Source organism: Paenibacillus sp. CF095, from assembly GCF_900101225.1.
Classification (GTDB): Bacteria; Bacillota; Bacilli; order Paenibacillales; family Paenibacillaceae; genus Paenibacillus.
Genome location: NZ_FMZN01000001.1, coordinates 3,820,173 through 3,842,015, shown reverse-complemented (window position 1 = coordinate 3,842,015; position 21,843 = coordinate 3,820,173). Strand labels below are relative to the sequence as shown.

The window sequence follows — 21,843 nt, the reverse complement described above, 5'->3', positions numbered from 1 at the left end:
TAGACAGGATTATATTGAAGGAGTGTTGACGAAATGCAAGATCACCCCGTTTTAATCGCACTAATTGCCATAGCGGCAGGAATTTTTAGTTTGCTCGGTGGTATCAACAATTGGGACTGGTTTATGAAGAGCTTCAGAGCAGGGATTTTTGTGAAGACTATTGGACGGCAGGGCGCAAGAGTGGTATATGGTATTCTCGGTGTAGTTATGATTGTCATTGGTGTACTACTGTTACTGATCGGATAGTTATTGGGAAATAAACGAACTCACCAAGTATCATCTACATACGATGTTCATGAGCGAAGGCAAAGTAAGAGGATATGTGAGAAGAGTCAAATGGAAAAAGCGTGTGAATACTTAAAGTAGCAGTATGCAGTATGACCAAGATAGAATATCAAATCAAATAGCATGCCTGAAAAAAATCATAGCCAAAACAAAAAGACCACCGAAAAATTTCGGTGGTCTTTTTACCAAATTCAGGTTTATCCATCTCAATCTGGTTTAATTATCTTTTAAGTCTTCAACAGAGTTGATATCCATGTACGTTGGAACAACCAGACCTTGTTTGACTCCAGTCATACTGACAGCTATGTCTTCAATCTGGTCTCCATAAGTCTCCCAATAATCACCATGTGTAAGCGGGAGCCATACGGCTGGGGAAGCATCAATATCACCTGCTGCCAAACCTGCCCACATGGGTCCAGCTTCGACTTGTAGTGCTTTGACGGTATAACCGAGATCCGTCTCCAGCACATACTTCATCAGGTTGGTACTCGCAATTTCAGAGTCCCATGCAACATAACCGAGACGTAAATTGTCACCTTTAACAGGGGTTAACCCCTTGGTCCACTCTTCAATTTGGTCCGGATGCTTTTCTGCATAAGTCTTGGCAGCTTCTTCAGGCGAAACGCCCTTTTGAATGTCTACCATGATTTCACTCATCTGATCCGCAGTCCAATTAAAGCGAGAGAAGAACTCGTAGGCAACGGGATGATCTTCCTTGATTCCCTTACGTCCAACCGTGTGAACTTCCTCTGCATCGCCGAAAATTAAGTCGGGATCGTCCAAATACTTCAGATCATACTGATTGAACATCCAGTGCGGCGTCCAACCCGTAACGATGATTGGTTCTTCATTTTTATAAGCTTTGTCCAATGATGCAGTCATTGCTGCTCCGGAACCTTCAATCAGATTCCAGTTAGACAAATCATAATGTTTAATGGCGTTTGCCGTAGCTTTCATCAGACCTGCACCTGGATCAATACCAACAATCTGGTGATTAACCTCTTCGCCCACATTAGCACTTGCCGATGGAGTGGAAGAAGCGGCACCTGTCTCCAGATCTGCAATCGAATTGACTTCAGTCATGTAACTAGGAACCACGAGGCCTGTACGTACACCTGTCATGTTGGCACCCAGATCGTCCACCTGGTCTTTGTAACGTTCCCAGTAGTCTGCGTGTGTCAATGGCAGCCAAGCTGCTGGAGAGGCATCTACGTCGCCTGAGGCAACACCCGTCCACATTGGTCCGGCTTCGACTTGCAGAGCGTTAACTTTATAACCCAATTCGTTTTCCATCACATATTTCAGCAAGTTCGTACTTGCGATTTCCGAATCCCAAGCCACATAGCTCAGTTTGAACGCATCACCGTTCACTGGGGTCAGACCTTTGGTCCACTCAGCAATCTGATCGGCATGTTTCTCAGCATAAGCTTTAGCTGCTTCTTCTGCGGATGTCCCATCCTGGATAGCAGTCATCATTTCACCCATTTCATCCGATGTCCATTGGAAACGGGACAGGAATTCAAACGCAACAGGGTGATCTTCTTTCAGACCTTTACGGGCGATGGTATGAATTTCTTCAGCATCACCGAAAGATTTCTCAGGGTCTTCCAGATATTTCAGATCATATTTGTTGAACATCCAGTGCGGAGTCCAACCTGTAATAATGATTGGTTCTTCATTTTTGATCGCTTTGTCCAGCGTGGCCGTCATGGCTGCACCAGAGCCTTCAATCAGAGTCCAGTCAGTCAGTTTATAGTCTTCGATCGCTTTTGCAGCGGACTTCATGATACCAGCCCCTGGATCGATACCAATAATCTGATAGTTCACTTCTTCACCCACAGCATTGGCTCCTGAGTTGTTGCCACCAGCAGAAGTTGTGCCACCAACGAAGTATTGTGAGAAACCAGCTACAAGCACAAGGAATGTTGCCGCAGCAGTGATCCAAGCTTTTTGCTTCGTTGTAATGCGGGAGGTCTTTTTGCGACCTGGCATAAACAGATTTTGTGTAAAACGGTCCAGTACAATCGCGAGTACAACAACAGCGAGACCGGCTTCGAAACCTTTACCGATTTGCAACTGTGTTACTGCACGATATACTTCCGCACCAATACCCTGCGCACCGATCATGGATGCAATAACAACCATGGACAGCGACAGCATGATGGTCTGGTTAATACCGGACATCACAGTAGGCAAAGCGAGTGGAAGTTGTACTTTGAACAACTTTTGCATGGAAGTTGAGCCGAATGCATCGGCTGCTTCAACCAATTCGCCAGATACCTGTTTGATACCCAGGTGAGTCAGTCGAATCGTTGGTGGAATCGCAAATATAACCGATGCGATAACACCTGGAACGACACCGAGGCTAAAGAATGTAACCGCAGGCAGCAAGTAGACAAATGCAGGCATTGTCTGCATGAAGTCAAGCAACGGTGTGACAATACGCGCCGCAGTTTTACTGTATGCGAGCCAGATTCCGACAGGCACACCAAGCAGGATCGAAACCAATCCTGAAGTGATAACCAGACCGAGTGTGTCCATGGATTGGGACCAGTATCCCAAGTTATCTACGAGCAAGAACCCGATAACCGTGAACAGTGTCAGTGGGAGTCGACCTACGAGGAACGCAAGAACACCCAATATCGCAATGAACAGGAGTGGATGGGGCAGCATGAACAGCCCGGAGAAGAATCCGACCACTTCCTGAATAACAACAGAGATAACTTTAAACAATCCGGAGAGCGAGGAGCTCATCCAGTCAACGATGGATTCAATCCACGATGCGAGTGGTATTTTGGGAATCATTCACAAGTTCCTCCTTTACTGCAACTTCACCGCTAAGCGCACCCAGCAGGGCACCGCGGACGATAACACCTTGCAGACGGCCATTCTCACCAACAACAGCGAGCGGCACATGGGCAGAACTTACGATTTCAAACAATTCATGAATCAGGGTCTCAGGCGAAACCGTCGGCCCGTCCGTGATCAGAATATCGTTCAATACTTTGTTTTCGCGCATGGCACGGGTTGCATCTTCAGCTGTAATAACACCAAGCAGTTTTTTCGATCGGTCAATGACAAACAGGTTGGAAATACCACGTTCGCGCATTAATTCGAGGGCAACACGAGGACCACGATCAAGCGTAATTGTTTCAGGGCGACGCATTACGTGAGATGCTGTAAGGACCTTGGACAGATCCACGTCTTCGACGAAGCGGGCCACATATGAGTTGGCCGGTTGAATCATGATTTCTTCCGGTGTACCGATCTGCACAACTGCGCCGTCTTTCATGAGGGCAATACGATCGCCGATGCGCAGCGCTTCGTCCAAGTCATGGGTAATGAAAATAATGGTCTTTTTCATCTTATCCTGAAGCTCGATCAACTCATCTTGCATATCACGGCGAATCAATGGATCAAGTGCACTGAAGGCTTCATCCATCAGTAGTACTTCCGGGTCATTGGCAAGTGCACGCGCCAAGCCGACACGTTGCTGCATCCCACCACTGAGTTCATCTGGCATTTTGTCTTCCCAGCCTTTAAGGCCAACCAGCTCCAGTGAAGTTTTTGCCTTCTCCCGGCGTACTTCCTTATCTACTTTTTGTATTTCCAATCCATACTCCACATTATCAAGAACGGTACGGTGCGGGAACAACGCAAACTTCTGGAAGACCATGCTGATCGTTTTCCGGCGCACTTCGCGCAATTGTTCTTTGTTCATCTTGCGTAGATCCTTACCATGGACCAGAATTTCTCCGGATGTTGGTTCAATCAAACGGTTGAACATCCGAACCAGTGTGGATTTACCACTCCCGGACAGTCCCATAATAACGAAAATCTCGCCTTCTTTAATGTCCATGTTGACCCGGTTGACACCAACCGTTATCTGTTTTTCTTTGGCCAACTTTTCTTTACCCCAACCTTGCTCCAGTAATTGCAGACCTTGCTCGGTTTGGGGGCCAAACAATTTACTTACGTTTTTCACTTCAAGTATGGTCATGTTTTCACCCCTTCTGATGTGTTGTGCACTTCGAACGGCTTTCAGCATCCATAAGCCCATACACTTATGCGCCCAGCCACGAAATCCGGTAGTTGTTGCTTCGCTTCCCGTCTTTCTGGGTAACGTTTTGTATTCTAACAATACTTACCCTGTATAGCAACCGAATAAACAGTACATAATGTTTGTACAGTAAAAACTGTACAAAGTTTTCCTCCCATATGCTCCGTCATTCTCCTTATTCTGCCTAATAAGGTTCCTTTACATTTGATATCGCTTTTTCTACAATAGAAAATGAGCTGAATTGAAGCTGAATTTTTTGGTTAAAAGATAGTCATAGGCAATTGTAGCCTGGTAAAGTTCCCATTTTCATACATTGGGTGAATGAAAGCCCTCTGGCATATATGATGTCCGGCCGAGTGCTTTCCCATGTAAGCAGGACTTTTAAAGTGTTGCAATTATTTCGCCAAAGACTGTGGAATGTTCAGAATGGAGGTTGCAAGCATGGGCTTGGACCATTTACAAGAGGAACAGCAGGCAACCGTGCTGAAGATTCGTAAGCGCGTCATTGAAGCCATTGGACGTAATATGGATCTTTACGGGGTTACGCTGTCTACGGGACACTTATATGGATTGCTATTTTTTGCAGACAAACCAATGACCCTTGACGATATGGGACGGGAAATGGAAATGAGCAAAACGAGTATGAGTACAGGTGTACGAACACTGCTGGATTTGAAAATGGTAAATAAAGTGTGGAGCAAGGGCTCCAGAAAAGACCTATATGAAGTGGAATATGACTGGCATCAGACGTTTACGGATTATTTTGCGATTAAGTGGAGAAAAGCCGTGGAGAGTAACCTTCAGGTGCTACGCAAATCAATTGAAGAACTGAATCGATTAGTCGAAGATCTGGATGAAGAGGCGGATGCTGAACTTATCCACATCCTGATGGAAGACAAACACAAAGTTTTGCAAGCGGAAGCATATTACAAATGGTTGGATCGTTTGATTGATACCATGGAAGATGAAGAGATATACAAGCTGGTTCCGAAGGAAGAGATTAAGGAACATTCATAATTACATGCAAAGGGCCCTTTCCGTTATAGGAGAGGGCCCTTTGGCCTGTGCAGTATCTTACTGAATTATAATGAAGGAACACGATGTAAAAGATAATCTTGCCCATCGTATCGACCTATGTTCACCGTCTAATGTCCGATCAGACCTGCCTGAGGAAAGACTACAGATTGCTGAGCAATCTGTTCCAGTTCGTTCAGAATCTGCAACCGGCCAGCCGGGGCCCAGCATAACCGTTGCCAGTTCGAGATATCGTGAACGTGACCATACAATACAGCAGGGGATCGATTCCACGATGCCGTTTGTTTCATGCGTCGGAACAGCTTTTCACTGGCAGGCTGAAGCGAAGCACGATGGATCAACAGGTAATCCGTGTCCAGCACGGGAATACTATCCGCAACATACTCATTTCTGGAACTTTCGGGAGATACAAGCTGAGCAGGCTGGAGTCCCAATTCAGCATACAACAAGTGATTTAATGGATGCTCGCCAGTCCCTTGTAAGCGGATGAACTGACTCGTAATCTCCATCAGAGCAAACCGTTTTTGTCCGAAATAGGGTTGCAGGTTCAGGCTTGCTTCAAGCTTGCGAAACTCAAGTTCTTTGAAATTCAGCAACGCTTGTTTCTCACGTCCGACCAGTTCAGCGATGCGCATATGGTTCTCTTTCCAGTCATCAGTGGACTCCAAGATGATGGTGGGTGCAATACTTTTCAGGTGATCGTAATAGGGCTTGTGGTAAAAGTCACCGATGATCAAGTCTGGCTTCGCCTGCCGAAGTTGATCTAATTGTCTGGTTAATCGGCGTTCTTGTTCATATTCATCCGATTCTCGGTCAAACACACCTTCACCTTCCAGCACAGCTACCGGGTGCAGTCCAAGCGAGGCCAAGTTCTCATGGAATCCCATAATGGATGCTGTAGCTACGCGAAGTTGATCTCTTTTCATATATACGCTGGGAGCAATCCCCAAGGTTTGTTTGAATTTGCGGCTAAAATAATACTCATTGCCATACCCGACAGATACCGCGACGTCTTTGAGGACACAGGATTCCTCTGTCAGCTGTTTTTTGGCTTCGTCTATACGTAAACGATTGAGGTAATCGGTCGGTGACATGCCTTTGGCCTTCTTGAAACTGCGTGAATAAGAGCTGGGTGTGAGTCCAGCAATCTTGGCAAGCTGATCCATACTGATTCCTTCACTCATGTAACGTCGCATATACATAATACTGCGTTCCAAGGCAGGGTCTACTTTCTCATGATTGGCTTCCAGCCGGTTCTCTGAGAGAAATTGCAACAGTTCATGCAGCTGGCTATGTATGCTGATAAAGTGATCCGGTTGAAGACCGCGATAGGTTTCATACAGTTGTTCCAAACGTGATACAGCCTGCTGCTCATGACGAACCAGCAACCTGCCTGTCTGCCAATCCAGCGGGAAGGCGGGTGAAGAGGTCATTTTCCATTCACCGCGCACTTGCTGCAAACAAACCGTATCCATGCTTAGCAATATACATTCGGTCACATTCGAGCGTGCAGCGGCCTCAATGGTTGTTCCTGGCTTCAGTACAAACAAGCTGCCCGCTTGCGCCGTATAGACTGTATCATTCAGGACCAGAATACCGTCTCCTTGCAAAATAAGACAGAGCATGGGCCGTGACACCGTCTTGCCTTGCACACGGAAATTCTCCCCACGACGCACACGGCACATAGAGGAGAGGAGCGGTAGAGATGAGATTTCAGCAATGAAGGGAAAATGTTCAGTCATACGGACCATCCTTTTGTCTTATTTTCTTAATGATAACAATTATCATTCTCATATGGAAGATGTTTTTGAAAAATAGTTTTCGACAACCAAAAAAGGACTACCAAGAGCCGTTATGGCTACCAGGTAATCCTTTTTATTATGGACAAGTCCGTTGAATGGGCTACATGTTTGAATCAACAGGATATGTTAGTACGGTGTCACCAATAGAATATTGTCGAGAAAAACGTCACTCATTACTTTTTTCCCTGTTCCACCCGTTTGCACGTGATACAAGCGATATTGATCTTTGGCATTGATGTAGAAGAGGCCCGCAACATCATCTCTGATATGGAATGCATCCCACTCGTCCCCGGTAAGTTTCGTTACCTTGAGAGCTGTATTGACCGAATAGAGACCGTTGTTGCCCGAGATGTATGCAGCCGTAGGTGTGCCGTTGGTCAATTGATTCGCAACGTACGTTACATTGTTCAAATTCAGGTTGGCGGATTTGGTCACTTTGTTGCCCGAGACCGTTTTGGCATAAGCCTTTTTGTCTGCATCAATAAGGACAACCTTGTCTGTACCTAAAGCACTTACTTCCCGAACGCTTTTGTTATGAAGTTGAAGTGTTTTGGCTGAAGTTGTTAACGCAAACGCTTTGCCTTTGCCATAATTGTAATCTTTGTTGCTGTCGAGATCGATTCCTTTGTTATACACGTAAAGATTGTTTCCCCAACCACCGGAATATACAGCATTCACATCCAGTTTGGCTTTGGGATTAACAGCGGTCGCTTTACCAGTGTTGTAATTCACCTTATACATGACAACAGCATTGGTGGAATAGAAATCCTCGTACGGGTCTGTATTTACCATCAGTTGCAGTTCGTTTTTGGCTTGGTTCGTAAAATAACGTCCTTCCACTGCGCCTGCGGCAATCCGCTGCACAGCTCCAGAACCGTTGGACGTTTTGGACACGATCCACGTGTTTCCATTAACCAACGCATTATAGTAGGCACGCCCTTTGGTTACCAGGAGGAATGGGAAGTCGGTATCAGCCTTGTCAGCAATTTTGGTGACAGATGAAGCATTACTATTGCCATTCGCGCGATAAATGGTACCTGTAGCATCCAGATAATAGATGAATCCGTTATCCGTATAATAGCTGAGTACATCTGTAGCAAATGTCTCTGCCGCATCGCTGGACCCGTCATTTGGAACCCGAAGCAATGTTGTGGAAGAAGCAGTCTGCGTGTAGTAGAGATAAGAGCCTGCCGCGTGCAAGTCCACCCCTTGGAAATCAATTAATACTTCTGTTGTATTGCTGCCATCAGCGGATACTTTGTACAGGACGCCATCTGACTCATAATACACTGTGGATTGGCTGAGTGAAGCTGCCTGGGCTGCGGTTCCACCTCCCAATGTCACTGCTGCAATGAGTGTAAATAACAGCAATGTACAGATGGTGCGCTGTAAGTATGTATACCCTGTTTTCATTTGTTCATCGTCCCCTTCGTTCTTCTATATGTATGTCGTTAATTCCTTATGTTATATCGGTAAACTATGGAAGATATGTTAGATCTCAAACATGAAAAAAAGAAGAGGATGAAATTCAATTTCATAGTCATTCAAACCTGAAATCAAATTGCGCATGATGCTGCCAATCCCGTCCCAAAGCCTTCTCCGCCTGACTTGATCGTGATAACATTACACTCAACCAGAGCAGAGGAGTGAGCGATCATGTTCATGAATGTGGCGATCATCGGATTTGGGAATGCGGTGGTGAATTATCGTTTGCCTTATCTGGACAAAAAGGAAAATATCAAGGTGAAGACGATATACCGTCGCGAGGAAGATCGGGTTGGCGATACAGAGGGTGAATTACTTTATCCCGAGCTTGCTTTTTCAACCAATTTTGAAGACATATTGCAGGATGATGAGATTGAGTTGATTGTTGTTGCTACCCATGTGGATAGCCATGTAGAATACGCCAAGCAGGCGTTGGAACATGGGAAACATGTGCTGGTCGAGAAACCTTTTGCCTCCACTTCTGCGGAAGCCAAAGCTGTCTTTGAACTAGCGAGCCGTAAAAATCTCAATGCCATGGCAAATCAAAATCGCAGATTTGATGGTGACTTTCTGACATTGAAAAAAGTGATTGAGAGCGGCAAACTGGGGAATATTGTTGAAATCCAGTCCCACTATGATTATTTTCACCCACAGTATACGAGAAGTGGATTTGGATTGTTGCATGGCTTGGCCGTGCATACCATCGATCAGTTAATCTCCATCTATGGCGTAGCTGACCGAATTGATTATGATGTTCGGAGTTTGATCGCGCCGGGTGAATCCGATGATTACATCGATATTGATTTTCGATATGGAAGAATGAAGGCCACGATTAAGTGCAGTCTGCTTGTGAAGATCGAGCATCCAAAATTCATTGTCCACGGTGATCGAGGGAGCTTTGTTAAATATAGCAGTGGGCATCAAACGAAAAATGGAGATGGACGAACCCGGGTATCCATTCAAGCTGAACCGGAGGATAACTGGGGTACGATTAGTTATGTGGACGATGAGGGAACATCACATACGGAGAAAGTTCCTTCGGAAGCGACGGACTATGGCATTTTATATGATCAACTGCTTCATGCCATTCGACATAGCGGTGATAAACCGGTCAAGGATGAAGAGGTTTTATATGTATTGGATATTTTACATGACGGAATCGAAGCAGCGAAGAGAGCAAACCGACAAACAACCAACGACAGGAGCGAAACGATATGATGAATATAGCAACGATTGGTACAGGGTTCATTGTGGATGCCATTTTATCTGCGATCAATGAACTGGATGATGTTACGTGTACAGCGATGTACTCCCGAAAGAGAGAGACAGCACAGGAGCTTGCGGGTAAGTATGGGGTCGATACCATCTATACGGACCTGGAATCCCTATTTTCAGATACAAATGTAGATCTCGTATATATTGCTTCACCAAACAGCATGCACTACGAACAGGCCTATCAGGCACTTCAACATGGCAAACATGTCGTCTGCGAAAAACCGTTCACGTCCACGCTTCAGGAAGCAGAAACGCTGATTGCACTTGCAAAAGAAAAGAATCTGTTGCTGTTTGAAGCTATCTCCAACATTCATCTGCCCAATATTAAAGTCATACAGGAGCAGCTACCAAAGCTTGGTCCGATCAAACTCATCCAGTGTAACTACAGTCAATACTCGCGCAAATACAATGATCTGCTTGCAGGGGAAACGCCGAACGTATTTAATCCACAATTCTCTGGCGGAGCGCTGATGGATATCAATATTTATAATCTTCATCTGGTCATGAATCTGTTTGGGAGTCCAAATACCGTATCGTATACCGCGAATCAGCATGCAAATGGCATTGATACGTCAGGTGTAGTGGTTCTCCAATATCCGGAGTTTATTGCAGAATGTGTAGGTGCCAAAGACACAAACGGCATGAACTTTGTGCTCATTCAGGGCGAGAAAGGTTATCTTCAGGTTGTGGGAGGAGCAAACGGTTGCCGGGAGATCAAGCTTCAAATCGGGAATGAGCCTGCTGAGGGGTATAATGAGCAGACCAAATCCAATTGGCTGTACTATGAGTGGGAAGCGTTCAGGGACATCCATGCAAATGGGGATTACAAACGGTGTTACGAACTACTCGAACACAGCCAGTCTGTGATGAGTGTACTCATGAGTGCGCGCAAGAATGCCGGGATTGTATTTGCAGCGGACCAGCTTTAATCGTTAATACGTATCGCTAATGCTCCCCATGTATAACATGTCGAAAATGTAGAGTACCGAGACCATCGAAGACATTTTGGATAGCCTTAATTGTTCATTGTATCCATAAGCCAGCAGCGTTTCATCACAATGTCTGGACAGGGTTGAATGGTTGTTGCCCGTGACCGCGATGACTTTCATCTGTTTGCTATTGAGCACTTTGGCGGCTTCAATCATGGATTGGTTCTCCCCTGTGTGTGAGATAACAAAAGACAGCGTCAGGCTATTGGGATTCATCGTGTTCAAATAATGCATGTTGGGACTATTATGAGCAATGGCAGATATGCCGAGTTCATTCCACTTGGCACAAGCCTGTTGAGCCAGATAATAATTCATATCACTGCCATAGATATCAATGCGTACGGATTCTTTAACCCAGCTAGCGATTCGTAGCAAAACAGGAGCGTTTAACATCCGGCGGGTATCCTCCAGCGCCTGCTGGTACAGGTAAGGAACCGAGTCGATGGCAGCCAGCACATTGCCTTGTTCTGCAATTGCATGATCCTGCGTTTGCATCGCGGAAGGCATCTGTTGATATTCAAGAGCAAGCTTTAACTGAAAGTCTGGGTACCCCTTGGTACCCAGCTTTTTGCATAAGCGAACAATGGTGGATGAGCTTGTATAGGTCTGCTGTGCCAGTTCATGGGCTGTAGAATCAAATACAACTTCGGGATTGTTCAGGATATAGTCCACAATATGTTTCTCCTGTGCCGTTAATTGTGAAGCATATTTTAATTTTTGAAGTAGTTTGGATTCCATACAGTTGTTCCATCCTCTCTAGAATCATCCCATAGCATATATCTCGACATCATAACCCGCGTATATTTATTTCTCAATCTGTATAGCGGAGCGACAGTGTGATCTGTCGAATTTCCTCGTTACACGCACATCATTCAGATCTGACTTTCCGCCAGTTGCTGACGACCATTCCACGCCGTGACCAGACGAAGAAGAATCAAACTTATGAGCAGGAGCACTGCTCCAATCATGAGTAACATCCAAGGACCAATGAGCAGCATGCCACTGGCTTGACCAGCGACTAAGGCGATGAGGGGAAGGACAATTAATCCGCCGAGCTGATAGGCTTCCTGGAACCCACGGACCTTGGCCGAGATCAGGACGTTCAATAAAATGACCATAAGACTGCAAGCGGGAACAACCCACACCACAAGTATTATCCAGTTCAGATTGGGAAACATCAACGTTCCAAACATGGGGTACATCAGAATATTGGCAATGATTCCGTAGATCAGGAAAGTAACCCAGGATAATAGAAGGGAAGGGATCAGGGCCGCTAGCACTTTGCCTTTAAAAAGAGTGTTCATACTGATCGGTGTGAACAACAATCCTTCCAGCGTCTTACGTTCCTTCTCACCAGCGAAACTATTGGCCGTCAGAATACTGGAGGCCATCACCGGAATGATGAGAAACAAGGGAGCGAACATATACATGGCCAAGTAATAGACAATACGATGATTATCTGTAGGCATGGAAGCAAGCTGAGGAATCTGTCCACCATGGGTTAACGCATCCAATGATTCGAGTAGAAAGCTGATGTTGCCCAGAGAACGAAGTTCCATTCTGGAGGCCGCCCACAGGAGGGCAGAGGGCATAATGATTCCGATAATCAGTGGGACGATCAACATGGGCAACCAGAGCTGAACGCTGGCTGTGACGGACCGGATATCTTTACGTACCAGTGCACGTATGGCTTGGCGGTTATTCATGGTGGTGTGCCTCCCTTATGGCAAAATAGATACTTTCCAGATCACTGCCCGTGATGCGGGCCTGATAGACTTGACCATGCTCCGTTAATTGCCTTAGGAGTAATGGAATGTCTTCACGCGATGTAAGCTGAAATACTGCTTGATGTGCGGAGATTATTTCAGGCGTGAAGTCGGTTGCCGTGTGCCATCCATTGGGCATGTCGGCTTCTACTTCGAGCTTCGGCGTGGACAGGTACCGGCTAACAATCTCCTGCTCTGTGCCTTCCTCCACGATGTGCCCCTTTTCCATGAAAATATAATGATCACAGACGGCTGACAGCTGGGACAGCACATGGGATGAGACCAGAATCGTCATCTTTTCTTCCTTATTTAACTGACGGATAATGCGCAGCACCATCTGAATTCCATCCGGATCAAGGCCATTGGTGGGCTCATCCAGAAACAGGATGGAAGGACGGTGCAAGAGTACTCGTGCAAGGCCCAAGCGTTTCTTCATGCCTGTGCTATAGGTGCCGACTTTTCGATGCTGATAATCCTGCAACTCGAACAGAGTTACAAGCTCGTCGATTCGTTTCTTGGCATGCTTCAGGCCAAAAACCTCTGCGAAGAAAGTCAGATTGTCACGCCCGCTCATATTTTCATATAATCCACTTTGCTCGGTAAGGGTGCCACACATGGCCAGTACTTTCTCCGCCTCACGAGCGGCGTCCAATCCGTTAATGGTCACCTGTCCACCGGAAGCGCCCAAGACCCCATTCATGATACGGATCAGTGTGGTTTTGCCCGAACCGTTGGGTCCAATCAACCCGGTGACACTGCCTTGTTTAACTGTGAAACTGACATCATGCAGTGCTTGATGCTCCTTGAATTGCTTGGATATGTTGCGTACTTCGATCATGTATATTCACCGTCCGATCTGAGTTTGGAGATTATACGTGTGGTAGGCTGATATCGTTCAAATGGACGATAAAAAAGATATTTTCCTCCTTCAATAGTCCCGAATGTAGGATGCATATTTACCCTGAAGTCTGTCTGAAATCGGGTCTCAGGTTTGTTTTTTCTCTGCCGTGTAACATGTATCCTTATTTTAGGGTAGAACATCCGTTTCATTGCCATTCATAATGTGGTAATGAAAGATAAGGCCATACGTCTCATGAATGCCTGTAATATTCATCTAACGCCGGTCTTGGTTATCCAGGAGCGGCTTGACGTGATGTTTAGGCGTGCCTGTCACGGGAACGTCTGTTTTTAACGATTACATAATGAATTCGTCTAACACATCCATATGATTACATCGTATGGGTACATATTGTGTTTGGACTTAGAGGAAGGTGAGTGAGTCATGACAGCATCCAATGAATATCGTTTTCAAGTGAACCTGAGCGGGATGATCCAGATTTTATCCAACCATCTATATAGCAGTCCGAAAGTGTTCTTGCGAGAACTGATGCAGAATGCGACGGATGCGATTACTGCACGAACGGAGGCCGAGCCAGGGTATCAGGGCAAAGTTCGTGTGGAACTGACAGGGACAGGTGAACAATTGACCATGATGGTGGAGGACAACGGCATCGGCTTGACTGAAGCTGATATCCATGAATTCCTGGCGATGATTGGACAATCCTCGAAGAGGGGGCAGCAAGCGCTGCTGGATGGAGAGACTTCGTTTATCGGACGTTTCGGGATTGGGTTGTTATCCTGTTTCATGGTGAGTCACGAAATCGTCATGTTGACGCAATCGGCCAAGGGTGGCCCTTCGATGGAGTGGCGGGGCAAGCCGGATGGTACCTATACGATTCGACAGTTGGACACACAGCTGTCCCCGGGGACCAAAGTATATCTGCGTTGCATACCGGACGCGGCGCACTATTTTGAACCAGAGTATGTGAAAGAAGCTCTGTTCTATTACGGAGCGTTATTGCCGTATCCAGTCACGCTGGATCATGACGGCGCCCAACATGTAGTGAATAGCGAGACACCGATCTGGCTGATGGACCCTGCACTCGCACGTTCACGCAGATCAGAGGTATTGGCATTTGGTGAACGTCTGCTTGGCGAGCAGTTCCAGGACTTCATTCCGTTGACAACGGCTTCAGGCCGTACCGGGGGTATTGCTTTTGTACTGCCACACGCGGTTAATCTGAATGCCAAGCGTTCTCACCGGGTTTACCTGAAGCGAATGCTGATTTCGGAGAAGGCTGAGAACATTTTGCCAGAGTGGGCTTTCTTCGTGAAATGCCTGATCTGGACAGATGAGCTTCAACCGACGGCATCACGTGAACATTTTTATGAAAATGAAAAGCTGGAGGAAGTTCGCTCCGAACTTGGAGACGCACTTCGCCAGGGACTGGCCGACATGGCTGAGAGCCAGACGGAACGGCTGCAGAAGCTGATTCGCCTGCATGCTCTGTCCATGAAGGCACTGGCTGTGCAGGATCAGGCATTCTACGCGATGATTCATCGCTGGCTGCCTTTTGAGAGTACGAGGGGGCACCGTGAACTGGGTGAGCTAATCGATGAAGGAGAGACGTTGTATTTCACGTCTTCTGTGGATGAGTACCGTCAGATCCATCATGTGGCATCCGCACAATCGATGCTGGTGATTAACGGTGGGTACATCTATGACAGCGAGTTGATGACGACATTGCCGATGGCTGTACACAATGTACAGACGGAGCGTCTACAACCGGACCAGGTCTCGATGAGTTTCACCGATGTACCTCCCGCTGAACGTAATCAATATTATGATGCATTGCGACTAGCCGATTCTGCCTTACAGCGCTTCCGTTGCCGGGCTGAGGTGAAAGGTTTCAAGCCAGCGGATCTGCCGGTGTTGTTCACGCTGTCTCAAGAATCTTCAACACTTCGTGCACTTGAAAAAGCAAGCGAGGAGAGCACGGAATTGTTCTCGTCTGTTCTGGGTTCATTGTCTTCTGGCATGAGTTCAGCAGGGTACTCAACTTTGTATCTGAACGTGAGTAATCCGATCATTCAGCGGGTACTGACATCACCGGATGATCAGATGACGCCGATTGCCATCGAAATGTTATACGTCAATGCACTGATGATGGGGCATTATGCCATGAGCAAACAGGAGCTTGAAGTGTTAAATCAGGGCATTGTTCGTTTTATAGATTGGGGTTTGCGTGCAAATACAGATCGTAAGGGGGATGCGTGATGAAGACAGAGATGGATTTTGAAGAATTGATGGACGAGGCCTATGGCTTACCCAATGGTCCGGCGAAGCTTGGTATGCTGGAGGAAGCAGCGCGGGTGGCCGATGTCAATGGTATGGTTATGGAAGCGTACGAAGCACGCTCAGAGATTGTGGATGTAGCCACCTTCTGTGGATATCCGATGAAAGCTTTGATTGCTTTTTCCTGGCAGCTGGGCAAGTTCGACCAACAGCCCGAAGAATATGATGAAGAAACATTAATGTGGTCGTACAAATGGATATTGGGCAAGATGCCCGACTTCCCGGAAATATCACGTGAGAAGATCATGGAGTTGTTGGAGGATTTCGGACGGCGTTTCAAGTCGTACGGTTACAGCGAACGCTCCTACTGGTATTATCGATTCCGGATCTTTATGGATTTTGGGGAGCTGGAGGAAGCGGGACGCAGTTATGATCGATTCAGAACGATGGATCGTGACTTTATGAGTGACTGCGAAGCCTGTGAGCAGGATGAGATTATGCGATATTTCCTGTTAAAAGGAGACGATGAGAAGGTGTTGGAGGCGGCACAGCCTATCCTGAAAGGGCGTATGAGCTGTGCGGAGATTCCACATCTGACTTTGTCTGAAATTTTGATGCCGTTATATCGGTTGGGACGGACTGCCGAAGCAGATAAACATCAGACCAAGGGATATCGCCTGATCAAAGGCCAGAACGATTTTGTGCAGAGTTTTGCGGAACAGATGGATTATCTCACACGTACGAACCCTGCAAAAGGCATTGATGTGCTGGAGGAAACACTGGTGTTCGCTGCTGATCATGAAGATCCTTACGCCAAAATGTTGTTTTATGCCAGAGCAGCATCGTTGCTTCGCCGCTGGGCGGAAGAATCTCCAGAATACCGATTGCGCCTGCCAGCGTCCTTCCCGTATGAAGGCGACCCGGGCGACCTGCTCAAGCTGGCCGATTACTTTGCGGAGCATGCTCAGACCGCTGCAGCCAAGTTTGATCAGCGCAACGGGAATCGTCATGTATCTTCGTTGATCGAATAGAGACGGATATAACTCAATAACAGATCGCTATAATAAGTTATGAAAAGTAACGAAACAGGCTTGTTCGAGAAGGATCTTACCCTTCTGAACAAGCCTGTTTTTTCTTGCCTCATAAGCATGATGAATCTAAACGGTATGAAGATATTTTATTTTTATTGTGCTGAAGTCGCAGAAGGGACCGGCGCTGGTGATGGAATCGGTGCAGTTTCAGATGTCTCCTCTGCAGCTTCGGCTTCTTCAGCAGGTTCTGCTTGCGGCTGCTGAGCAGCCATCAGTTCAGCGACGATTTGATCTGTTGGTTGGGTAAGCAGCGCATACATGATCGCAGCCTCTTCCTGACGAATCAGAGGTTTGCGGGAAAGTAAATCAATGGATCCATCTTCCAGCACTTTTACCTCAGGTCCATGGATACCAAGCTTCGCCATCATCTGAACGGCTGGTACAGCCCATGGGTCCGTGTGTCCCGCAAGTTTGACATCCGTGAACAGTTCACTAGGATATTGCAGTTGCAGAATTCTCCACATCATGACCATGGCTTCCTGTCGGATAATTACTTGATCCGGCTTAAACTGCTGTTCGTCCTTGCCAGTAATCATACCCATTTCATATCCAAGTTGAATATATCCGGCTGCTTCATGGTCTGCCCAGTCGGTGCCTGCAGGAGGTGTTGTTTTGCTGGGCTTCAATCCACTCAGTTTAAGCGTGTTCTCAATAAATTCAGCTCGTGTCACAGCTGATTTCGGTTGGAAAGACTTGTTAGCATCATTCTCATAATATCCAAGAGATTGTATGGCATAGATTGCTTCAGCATAAGGACTGTTCTCACGAACATCCCGGAAGCCCATAGGCTTTTGTCCTTTTTTCTCATAACCCATAGGGTTGAGGTAAGGTTCCTTCATGTATGTGGTGCCATCTGTATATTCTTTGAATGCTGTGAATTGACCGGTCAATTCATCTTTGAAGAGATTATCTTCCACTTGAATCAGGTTGCGTTGACCGAGAAAAACGTCCGAAATGCTCAGTTGTCCAGGCTCTGTACCAGCATTTTTCAAAGAGCTGACGATCGTGCTAATTCGTAGATCCGCGTACAATCCGGTGAAGCGTTGCAGCCCAGCTGCAGATTGCGGCGTGTATTCCTTGAACTGTACAGGCTCTGCATATTGCGGGAAGAAACTTTGAATGAATGCCGGGTAGAACAGATTACGAAGTGCTCCATTTTGATTATACGTCAGGAAAACGCCTGTATTTTGCTCGGGAATAAGGAAGAGATAAGAGCTGAATCCGGTCAGGTCGCCTCCTTTTGTAATGATACTTGGATTACTTCCTGCTCCGGGAAGCTGAAATGCAGCTTCGAATCCATACGTGGTGTTTGGTAACAGTGGATGAATGGAAGACCGGTACTGTTCCATGCTTTTCACCGTGGATTCCTTGAAAATTCGCTTATTGTCCTTCACACCATCATTCAGGAACGCAATCATGAACTTCCCGATGTCCTCAGCGGTAGACAACATGCCACCTTGAGGCATTGGTGTTGGAGAGATGGTGTACAGATCAAGCGGATTGTGTGCCGCATCATAGCCTGTAGCTAGCTGCTTTTGGAACTTTTTGTCCAGCATGAAACTGCTGTTACCCATTCCTAGCGGTTTGAAGATATGTTGTTGCATGTAGGATTCAAAAGGCTCGCCGCTTACATTTTCAACAATCATGCCAAGAAGCAAAAACGAGAAGTTATCGTACATGTAGGCGCTACCAGGCTCCCGAACGACAGGAGGCATATGTTGCTGTGCGTAATCCTCCATCGCTATGTACTTGTCAAAATCAGTATGGATGTCTTCCTGCTGCGGATCACGGATCTCGAATCCGGTCGTATGGGTGAGCAGGTTCTCCACAGTTACAGGTTTGTCAAAAGGATTATCGAATTCGAGCCCTTTCACATAGGTCTGAAAATCAGCTTGCAGATCAACCTTGCCTTGCTCGACCAGCTGCATAACAGCTGCTGACGTGAACGTTTTGGAGACAGAGGCTACACGGAAGGCCGTATTTTTCGGATCGATCGCTGTTTTACTCTCCACATCGGAGAAGCCATATCCTTTTTCCGCCAGTACTTTGCCATCTTTCACAACAACCACGGAGGCTCCCACATAATGGGGCTTTGCCTCAGGTGAATCGAAGAAAGAATCCAGAAATGCTGTAGCCGATTCAGTTGTCAGCGCTTTCGTCTTTCCTTGTTCAGCAGCTACTGGAGTCGCTGTCTCCGCCTGGACTGCGGGTACCCATAGACTGAGAGACAGAACCACAGCCATGAAAGCTCCTGTTAGGGAGGTGAACCTGAAACGGGTCTTTCGTTTGGATAAATGCATGCAAACACTCCTTTATGAAAATATTTACAAAATAGTTACTTACCCATGTATTACTGATTACTCGCACGATAGGTTTCACGATAATAGATTCCAATGTTGGCAATCCAGATCACAGAGAGCATTACAATTGGGAATGGAGCAAAGGTAAAGAGCATCGAATATAGAACCATAGAGACCATTCCGACACCAAGAAGTACATTCATCATCTGAAAAGAACGATAGGCTGCGCGATACACAAGCCATTTCTCGCCTTCATCCAGCTTCTCAAAATGATCCTTCTTCATATTGCGCGAGTTCAGATCCAGAGTGCGTTCAGGATAATAACGGTTGTATCGCTTCACAGTCAGAGTTTGCACGACCACAACGATGATAATGGAGATACACGAAGCAACGAGATTCAAGAGGTTAAACAGTTCTGGAGAATTCGGCATGGTTCGGTTGGATGCATATAAGGACAAGGCGAGTGCTGCCCAGGTAAACGTAAGAATAACGCTGAATCCGCTGAGGATCATCGCTTTCCCAAGGGAGCGCTCTGCGGGAGAGATGAGTGAATCGGAATCTCCATAAGCATCATCTTCCATGGGAGGGACAGATGGCGTGCGGGAGAGACTGAAGATGTTCCACACCGTCATAACTACCACAAGAGCCGCCAGTATTGCGAATAAAAGATCATAGTCATAATACACGGACAGCGTCCAGTTCAAGTCAGAAGGGAGTTTACTGACTCCGCTAGCTCCCAGAAAACCAACTACAGCGCCACCTGCTGCATACAAGGGAAGACGCAACCGCTTTTTGATGGACGAGGATGATGAATTTTTCATTTTAATCTCCACCTTTCAGTTCAAAGATTTTTTCGACAGGTTCACGGAATACATGTGCTATTTTTAGTGCCAGAACGACCGACGGAGAGTAATCTCCACGCTCAATCAGGGCAATGGTTTGACGGGATGCACCAATGAGTTTGGCCAGTTCCGCTTGGGATAGCCGGTCTCTGGCTCGTAACTCCCGAACGTGATTGTGTAATTCTTCCACTTGCTCACCTCCATGAACCTAATGTACATGATATTTTACTAAATGTAAACTATAATATACAAAATGTTAATAATAATTTACCTGTATGCGATGAGGTTGGTCATGAAAAAGAGAGCCTGCTGGGCTCCCTAGGATGATTATTTTGTTGTCCGAAAAGTTTCCAAAAAAGTGAAATCAAGATGCATCTGCACACGGCAGATGTTGATTCTGTTCCTCTGCCTTCCGAAGTAACATTCGGAAAAAGATGAGCGCTCCAAGCCCCATCAGGATATACAGACCAGCCATCGCATAGGAGGGCAGAAAGGCTCCAATAGTTAACCCAATACTGCCGAGGAGGGCAGCAACGTTATAACTCAACCCGTCAGCAGCCATATAGGCAGCACGGTCCGAATCTGGAATCATGCCCGCGAGCATGACCAGACGAACAGGGGCGTACATCAATTCTCCAATGGTCAGCAATATAGCGGAGAAGATAAGTAACCAGGCCCAGTTGCTGAAAGCAAGTACGGTGAAACCTGCGGTATAGAGGAGCATACCGACAGTCATGATAGACCGGGACTGGAAGCGACCTATCCATTTGGAGAATGGAATGGCAACCAAGGCGACCAGTACGGTGTTGATGACCATGATTAGGCTGAACATATGCAGACCTGAGATATCTGAGCCGAACAGTTGAGCGGTGAATTCTTTTTTTAGACGAACAGCGATGTATTTATCCAACTGAAATTCCAGGGAGACTGCAAGTACCGTAGCCGTGAAAAATATCATGAAACGTTTGTCCTGAAAGACGGCCCAGTACGTTTTCAGTATGTTCCTCTGGATGGGAGCATCGGCCTCCAATGCTCTGGTGGATGGGCCGGAATTATTGGATTGATCTTCACAATCGTACACGCGTTTATACATTGTTTCACGAATCATAAAGACCAAAATAAACAGGGTAGCTATACTTTCTAGGCATACCAGACTGAACAATAGGAAACGAAATGATTCGAATAATAGCCCGCCCATCAGTGCGCCAAAGGTTACAGCAACGTTTGTTGTCCAATATTGCAACCCATATACATAATGACGTTCATGTTCACTGCTCACGTCAACAATCATGGCATTAGCTATCGGCACTGTGATCCCTGAACTGAGACTGCTGAGCAGAAACATGAGGCAGGTGACGATGATTGAATCCATCCACGGCGAATTGGCGATGGCCAAGCCGAGTAGAGCCATGACTTGGAGACTTTGTGCGATCACCATCAATTTCTTCCGTCCAATTCGATCAGACCAATATCCTGCCCACAATCCAACAATCATGGAAGCCACAATATTGACCGTCAGTAATAACCCTGCTAAACCTGCGCCAATCTGAATACTCAGATAGATCGCCATGAATGGAATGATGGACTTCTGGGTCAGATCGGTGAAAAAATCAGTGATGATACGTATCCTGATGTTAGGGTGCAAATCGGCGTATTTCATAAATCGTTTTTCTTCCTTCCCACTGGTCATGTTGATGTTACTGAGTATAATGGAGGAAAACCTGAAGAAAAACTGTAGAAGCATCCGGATGGATTTCGTATTTTAGCAGAAGGTGGG

General features: G+C 46.4%; 17 protein-coding genes. 6 read left to right on the top strand and 11 right to left on the bottom strand.

The features are described from left to right. Window positions 1–33: 33 nt before the first annotated feature. Window positions 34–246, top strand: a complete 213-nt coding sequence (locus tag BLS69_RS17060) for an immunity 17 family protein (protein ID WP_091033710.1) — start codon at window positions 34–36, stop codon at window positions 244–246. Between the two features lie 255 nt (window positions 247–501). Here BLS69_RS17060 and BLS69_RS17055 read toward each other — a convergent pair whose 3' ends face one another. Together BLS69_RS17055 and BLS69_RS17050 are read right to left on the bottom strand one after the other, a co-directional pair. Continuing rightward, window positions 502–3,090: a glycine betaine ABC transporter substrate-binding protein gene (locus BLS69_RS17055; RefSeq protein WP_091033707.1), complete on the bottom strand. Its 2,589-nt coding sequence runs from the start codon at window positions 3,088–3,090 to the stop codon at window positions 502–504. Then, entirely contained in the window at window positions 3,056–4,285 is a 1,230-nt protein-coding gene (locus BLS69_RS17050; RefSeq protein ID WP_076331983.1) for a quaternary amine ABC transporter ATP-binding protein, read from the bottom strand. The genes BLS69_RS17055 and BLS69_RS17050 overlap by 35 nt, the downstream gene beginning before the upstream one ends. A gap of 501 nt (window positions 4,286–4,786) precedes the next feature. On the opposite strand from BLS69_RS17050, the gene BLS69_RS17045 reads away from it, so the two are divergent. Continuing rightward, window positions 4,787–5,362 (top strand): GbsR/MarR family transcriptional regulator, encoded by a 576-nt coding sequence (locus BLS69_RS17045; protein WP_091033703.1) that lies wholly within the window; start codon window positions 4,787–4,789, stop codon window positions 5,360–5,362. 128 nt (window positions 5,363–5,490) lie between these two features. Here BLS69_RS17045 and BLS69_RS17040 read toward each other — a convergent pair whose 3' ends face one another. Together BLS69_RS17040 and BLS69_RS17035 are read right to left on the bottom strand one after the other, a co-directional pair. Further along, entirely contained in the window at window positions 5,491–7,122 is a 1,632-nt protein-coding gene (locus tag BLS69_RS17040) for a helix-turn-helix domain-containing protein (protein ID WP_176872747.1), read from the bottom strand. Between the two features lie 186 nt (window positions 7,123–7,308). Next, a complete protein-coding gene (locus tag BLS69_RS17035; RefSeq protein ID WP_091033697.1) occupies window positions 7,309–8,595 on the bottom strand; it encodes a hypothetical protein in 1,287 nt (428 codons plus the stop codon). Between the two features lie 243 nt (window positions 8,596–8,838). Between BLS69_RS17035 and BLS69_RS17030 the strand changes: the two genes are divergently transcribed. Further along, entirely contained in the window at window positions 8,839–9,885 is a 1,047-nt protein-coding gene (locus BLS69_RS17030) for a Gfo/Idh/MocA family oxidoreductase (RefSeq protein ID WP_176872745.1), read from the top strand. Next, window positions 9,885–10,871, top strand: a complete 987-nt coding sequence (locus tag BLS69_RS17025) for a Gfo/Idh/MocA family protein (RefSeq protein WP_176872862.1) — start codon at window positions 9,885–9,887, stop codon at window positions 10,869–10,871. The genes BLS69_RS17030 and BLS69_RS17025 overlap by 1 nt, the downstream gene beginning before the upstream one ends. Before the next feature lie 3 nt (window positions 10,872–10,874). Here the strand turns inward: BLS69_RS17025 and BLS69_RS17020 are convergent, their stop codons facing one another. From BLS69_RS17020 to BLS69_RS17010, 3 genes are all read right to left on the bottom strand, one after another. After that, window positions 10,875–11,669 carry a MurR/RpiR family transcriptional regulator gene (locus BLS69_RS17020; RefSeq protein ID WP_091033692.1) on the bottom strand — a complete coding sequence of 265 codons (795 nt, stop codon included), beginning with the start codon at window positions 11,667–11,669 and terminating at the stop codon, window positions 10,875–10,877. 134 nt (window positions 11,670–11,803) lie between these two features. Beyond that, a complete protein-coding gene (locus tag BLS69_RS17015) occupies window positions 11,804–12,637 on the bottom strand; it encodes an ABC transporter permease subunit (protein ID WP_091033690.1) in 834 nt (277 codons plus the stop codon). Continuing rightward, window positions 12,630–13,535 carry an ABC transporter ATP-binding protein gene (locus BLS69_RS17010; RefSeq protein WP_091033687.1) on the bottom strand — a complete coding sequence of 302 codons (906 nt, stop codon included), beginning with the start codon at window positions 13,533–13,535 and terminating at the stop codon, window positions 12,630–12,632. Before BLS69_RS17010 ends, BLS69_RS17015 begins: the two co-directional genes overlap by 8 nt. 444 nt (window positions 13,536–13,979) lie before the next feature. Here BLS69_RS17010 and BLS69_RS17005 point away from each other — a divergent pair, with 444 nt between their 5' ends. Further along, window positions 13,980–15,815: an HSP90 family protein gene (locus tag BLS69_RS17005; RefSeq protein ID WP_091033685.1), complete on the top strand. Its 1,836-nt coding sequence runs from the start codon at window positions 13,980–13,982 to the stop codon at window positions 15,813–15,815. Continuing rightward, window positions 15,815–16,864, top strand: a complete 1,050-nt coding sequence (locus tag BLS69_RS17000; RefSeq protein WP_091033682.1) for a hypothetical protein — start codon at window positions 15,815–15,817, stop codon at window positions 16,862–16,864. Before BLS69_RS17005 ends, BLS69_RS17000 begins: the two co-directional genes overlap by 1 nt. A 152-nt stretch (window positions 16,865–17,016) precedes the next feature. Here BLS69_RS17000 and BLS69_RS16995 read toward each other — a convergent pair whose 3' ends face one another. The 4 genes from BLS69_RS16995 to BLS69_RS16980 all read right to left on the bottom strand — a co-directional run bounded on the left by BLS69_RS16995 (window position 17,017) and on the right by BLS69_RS16980 (window position 21,726). Next, window positions 17,017–19,224, bottom strand: a complete 2,208-nt coding sequence (locus tag BLS69_RS16995) for a serine hydrolase domain-containing protein (RefSeq protein WP_091033678.1) — start codon at window positions 19,222–19,224, stop codon at window positions 17,017–17,019. Window positions 19,225–19,274: 50 nt separating this feature from the next. Further along, a complete protein-coding gene (locus BLS69_RS16990) occupies window positions 19,275–20,045 on the bottom strand; it encodes a DUF3169 family protein (RefSeq protein WP_091033675.1) in 771 nt (256 codons plus the stop codon). A gap of 1 nt (window position 20,046) precedes the next feature. Then, window positions 20,047–20,256, bottom strand: a complete 210-nt coding sequence (locus BLS69_RS16985; RefSeq protein WP_017690042.1) for a helix-turn-helix transcriptional regulator — start codon at window positions 20,254–20,256, stop codon at window positions 20,047–20,049. A gap of 174 nt (window positions 20,257–20,430) precedes the next feature. Then, the gene (locus BLS69_RS16980; protein WP_176872743.1) at window positions 20,431–21,726 is read right to left on the bottom strand and encodes an MFS transporter; all 1,296 of its coding nucleotides are present in this window, start codon (window positions 21,724–21,726) and stop codon (window positions 20,431–20,433) included. Window positions 21,727–21,843: the final 117 nt, after the last annotated feature.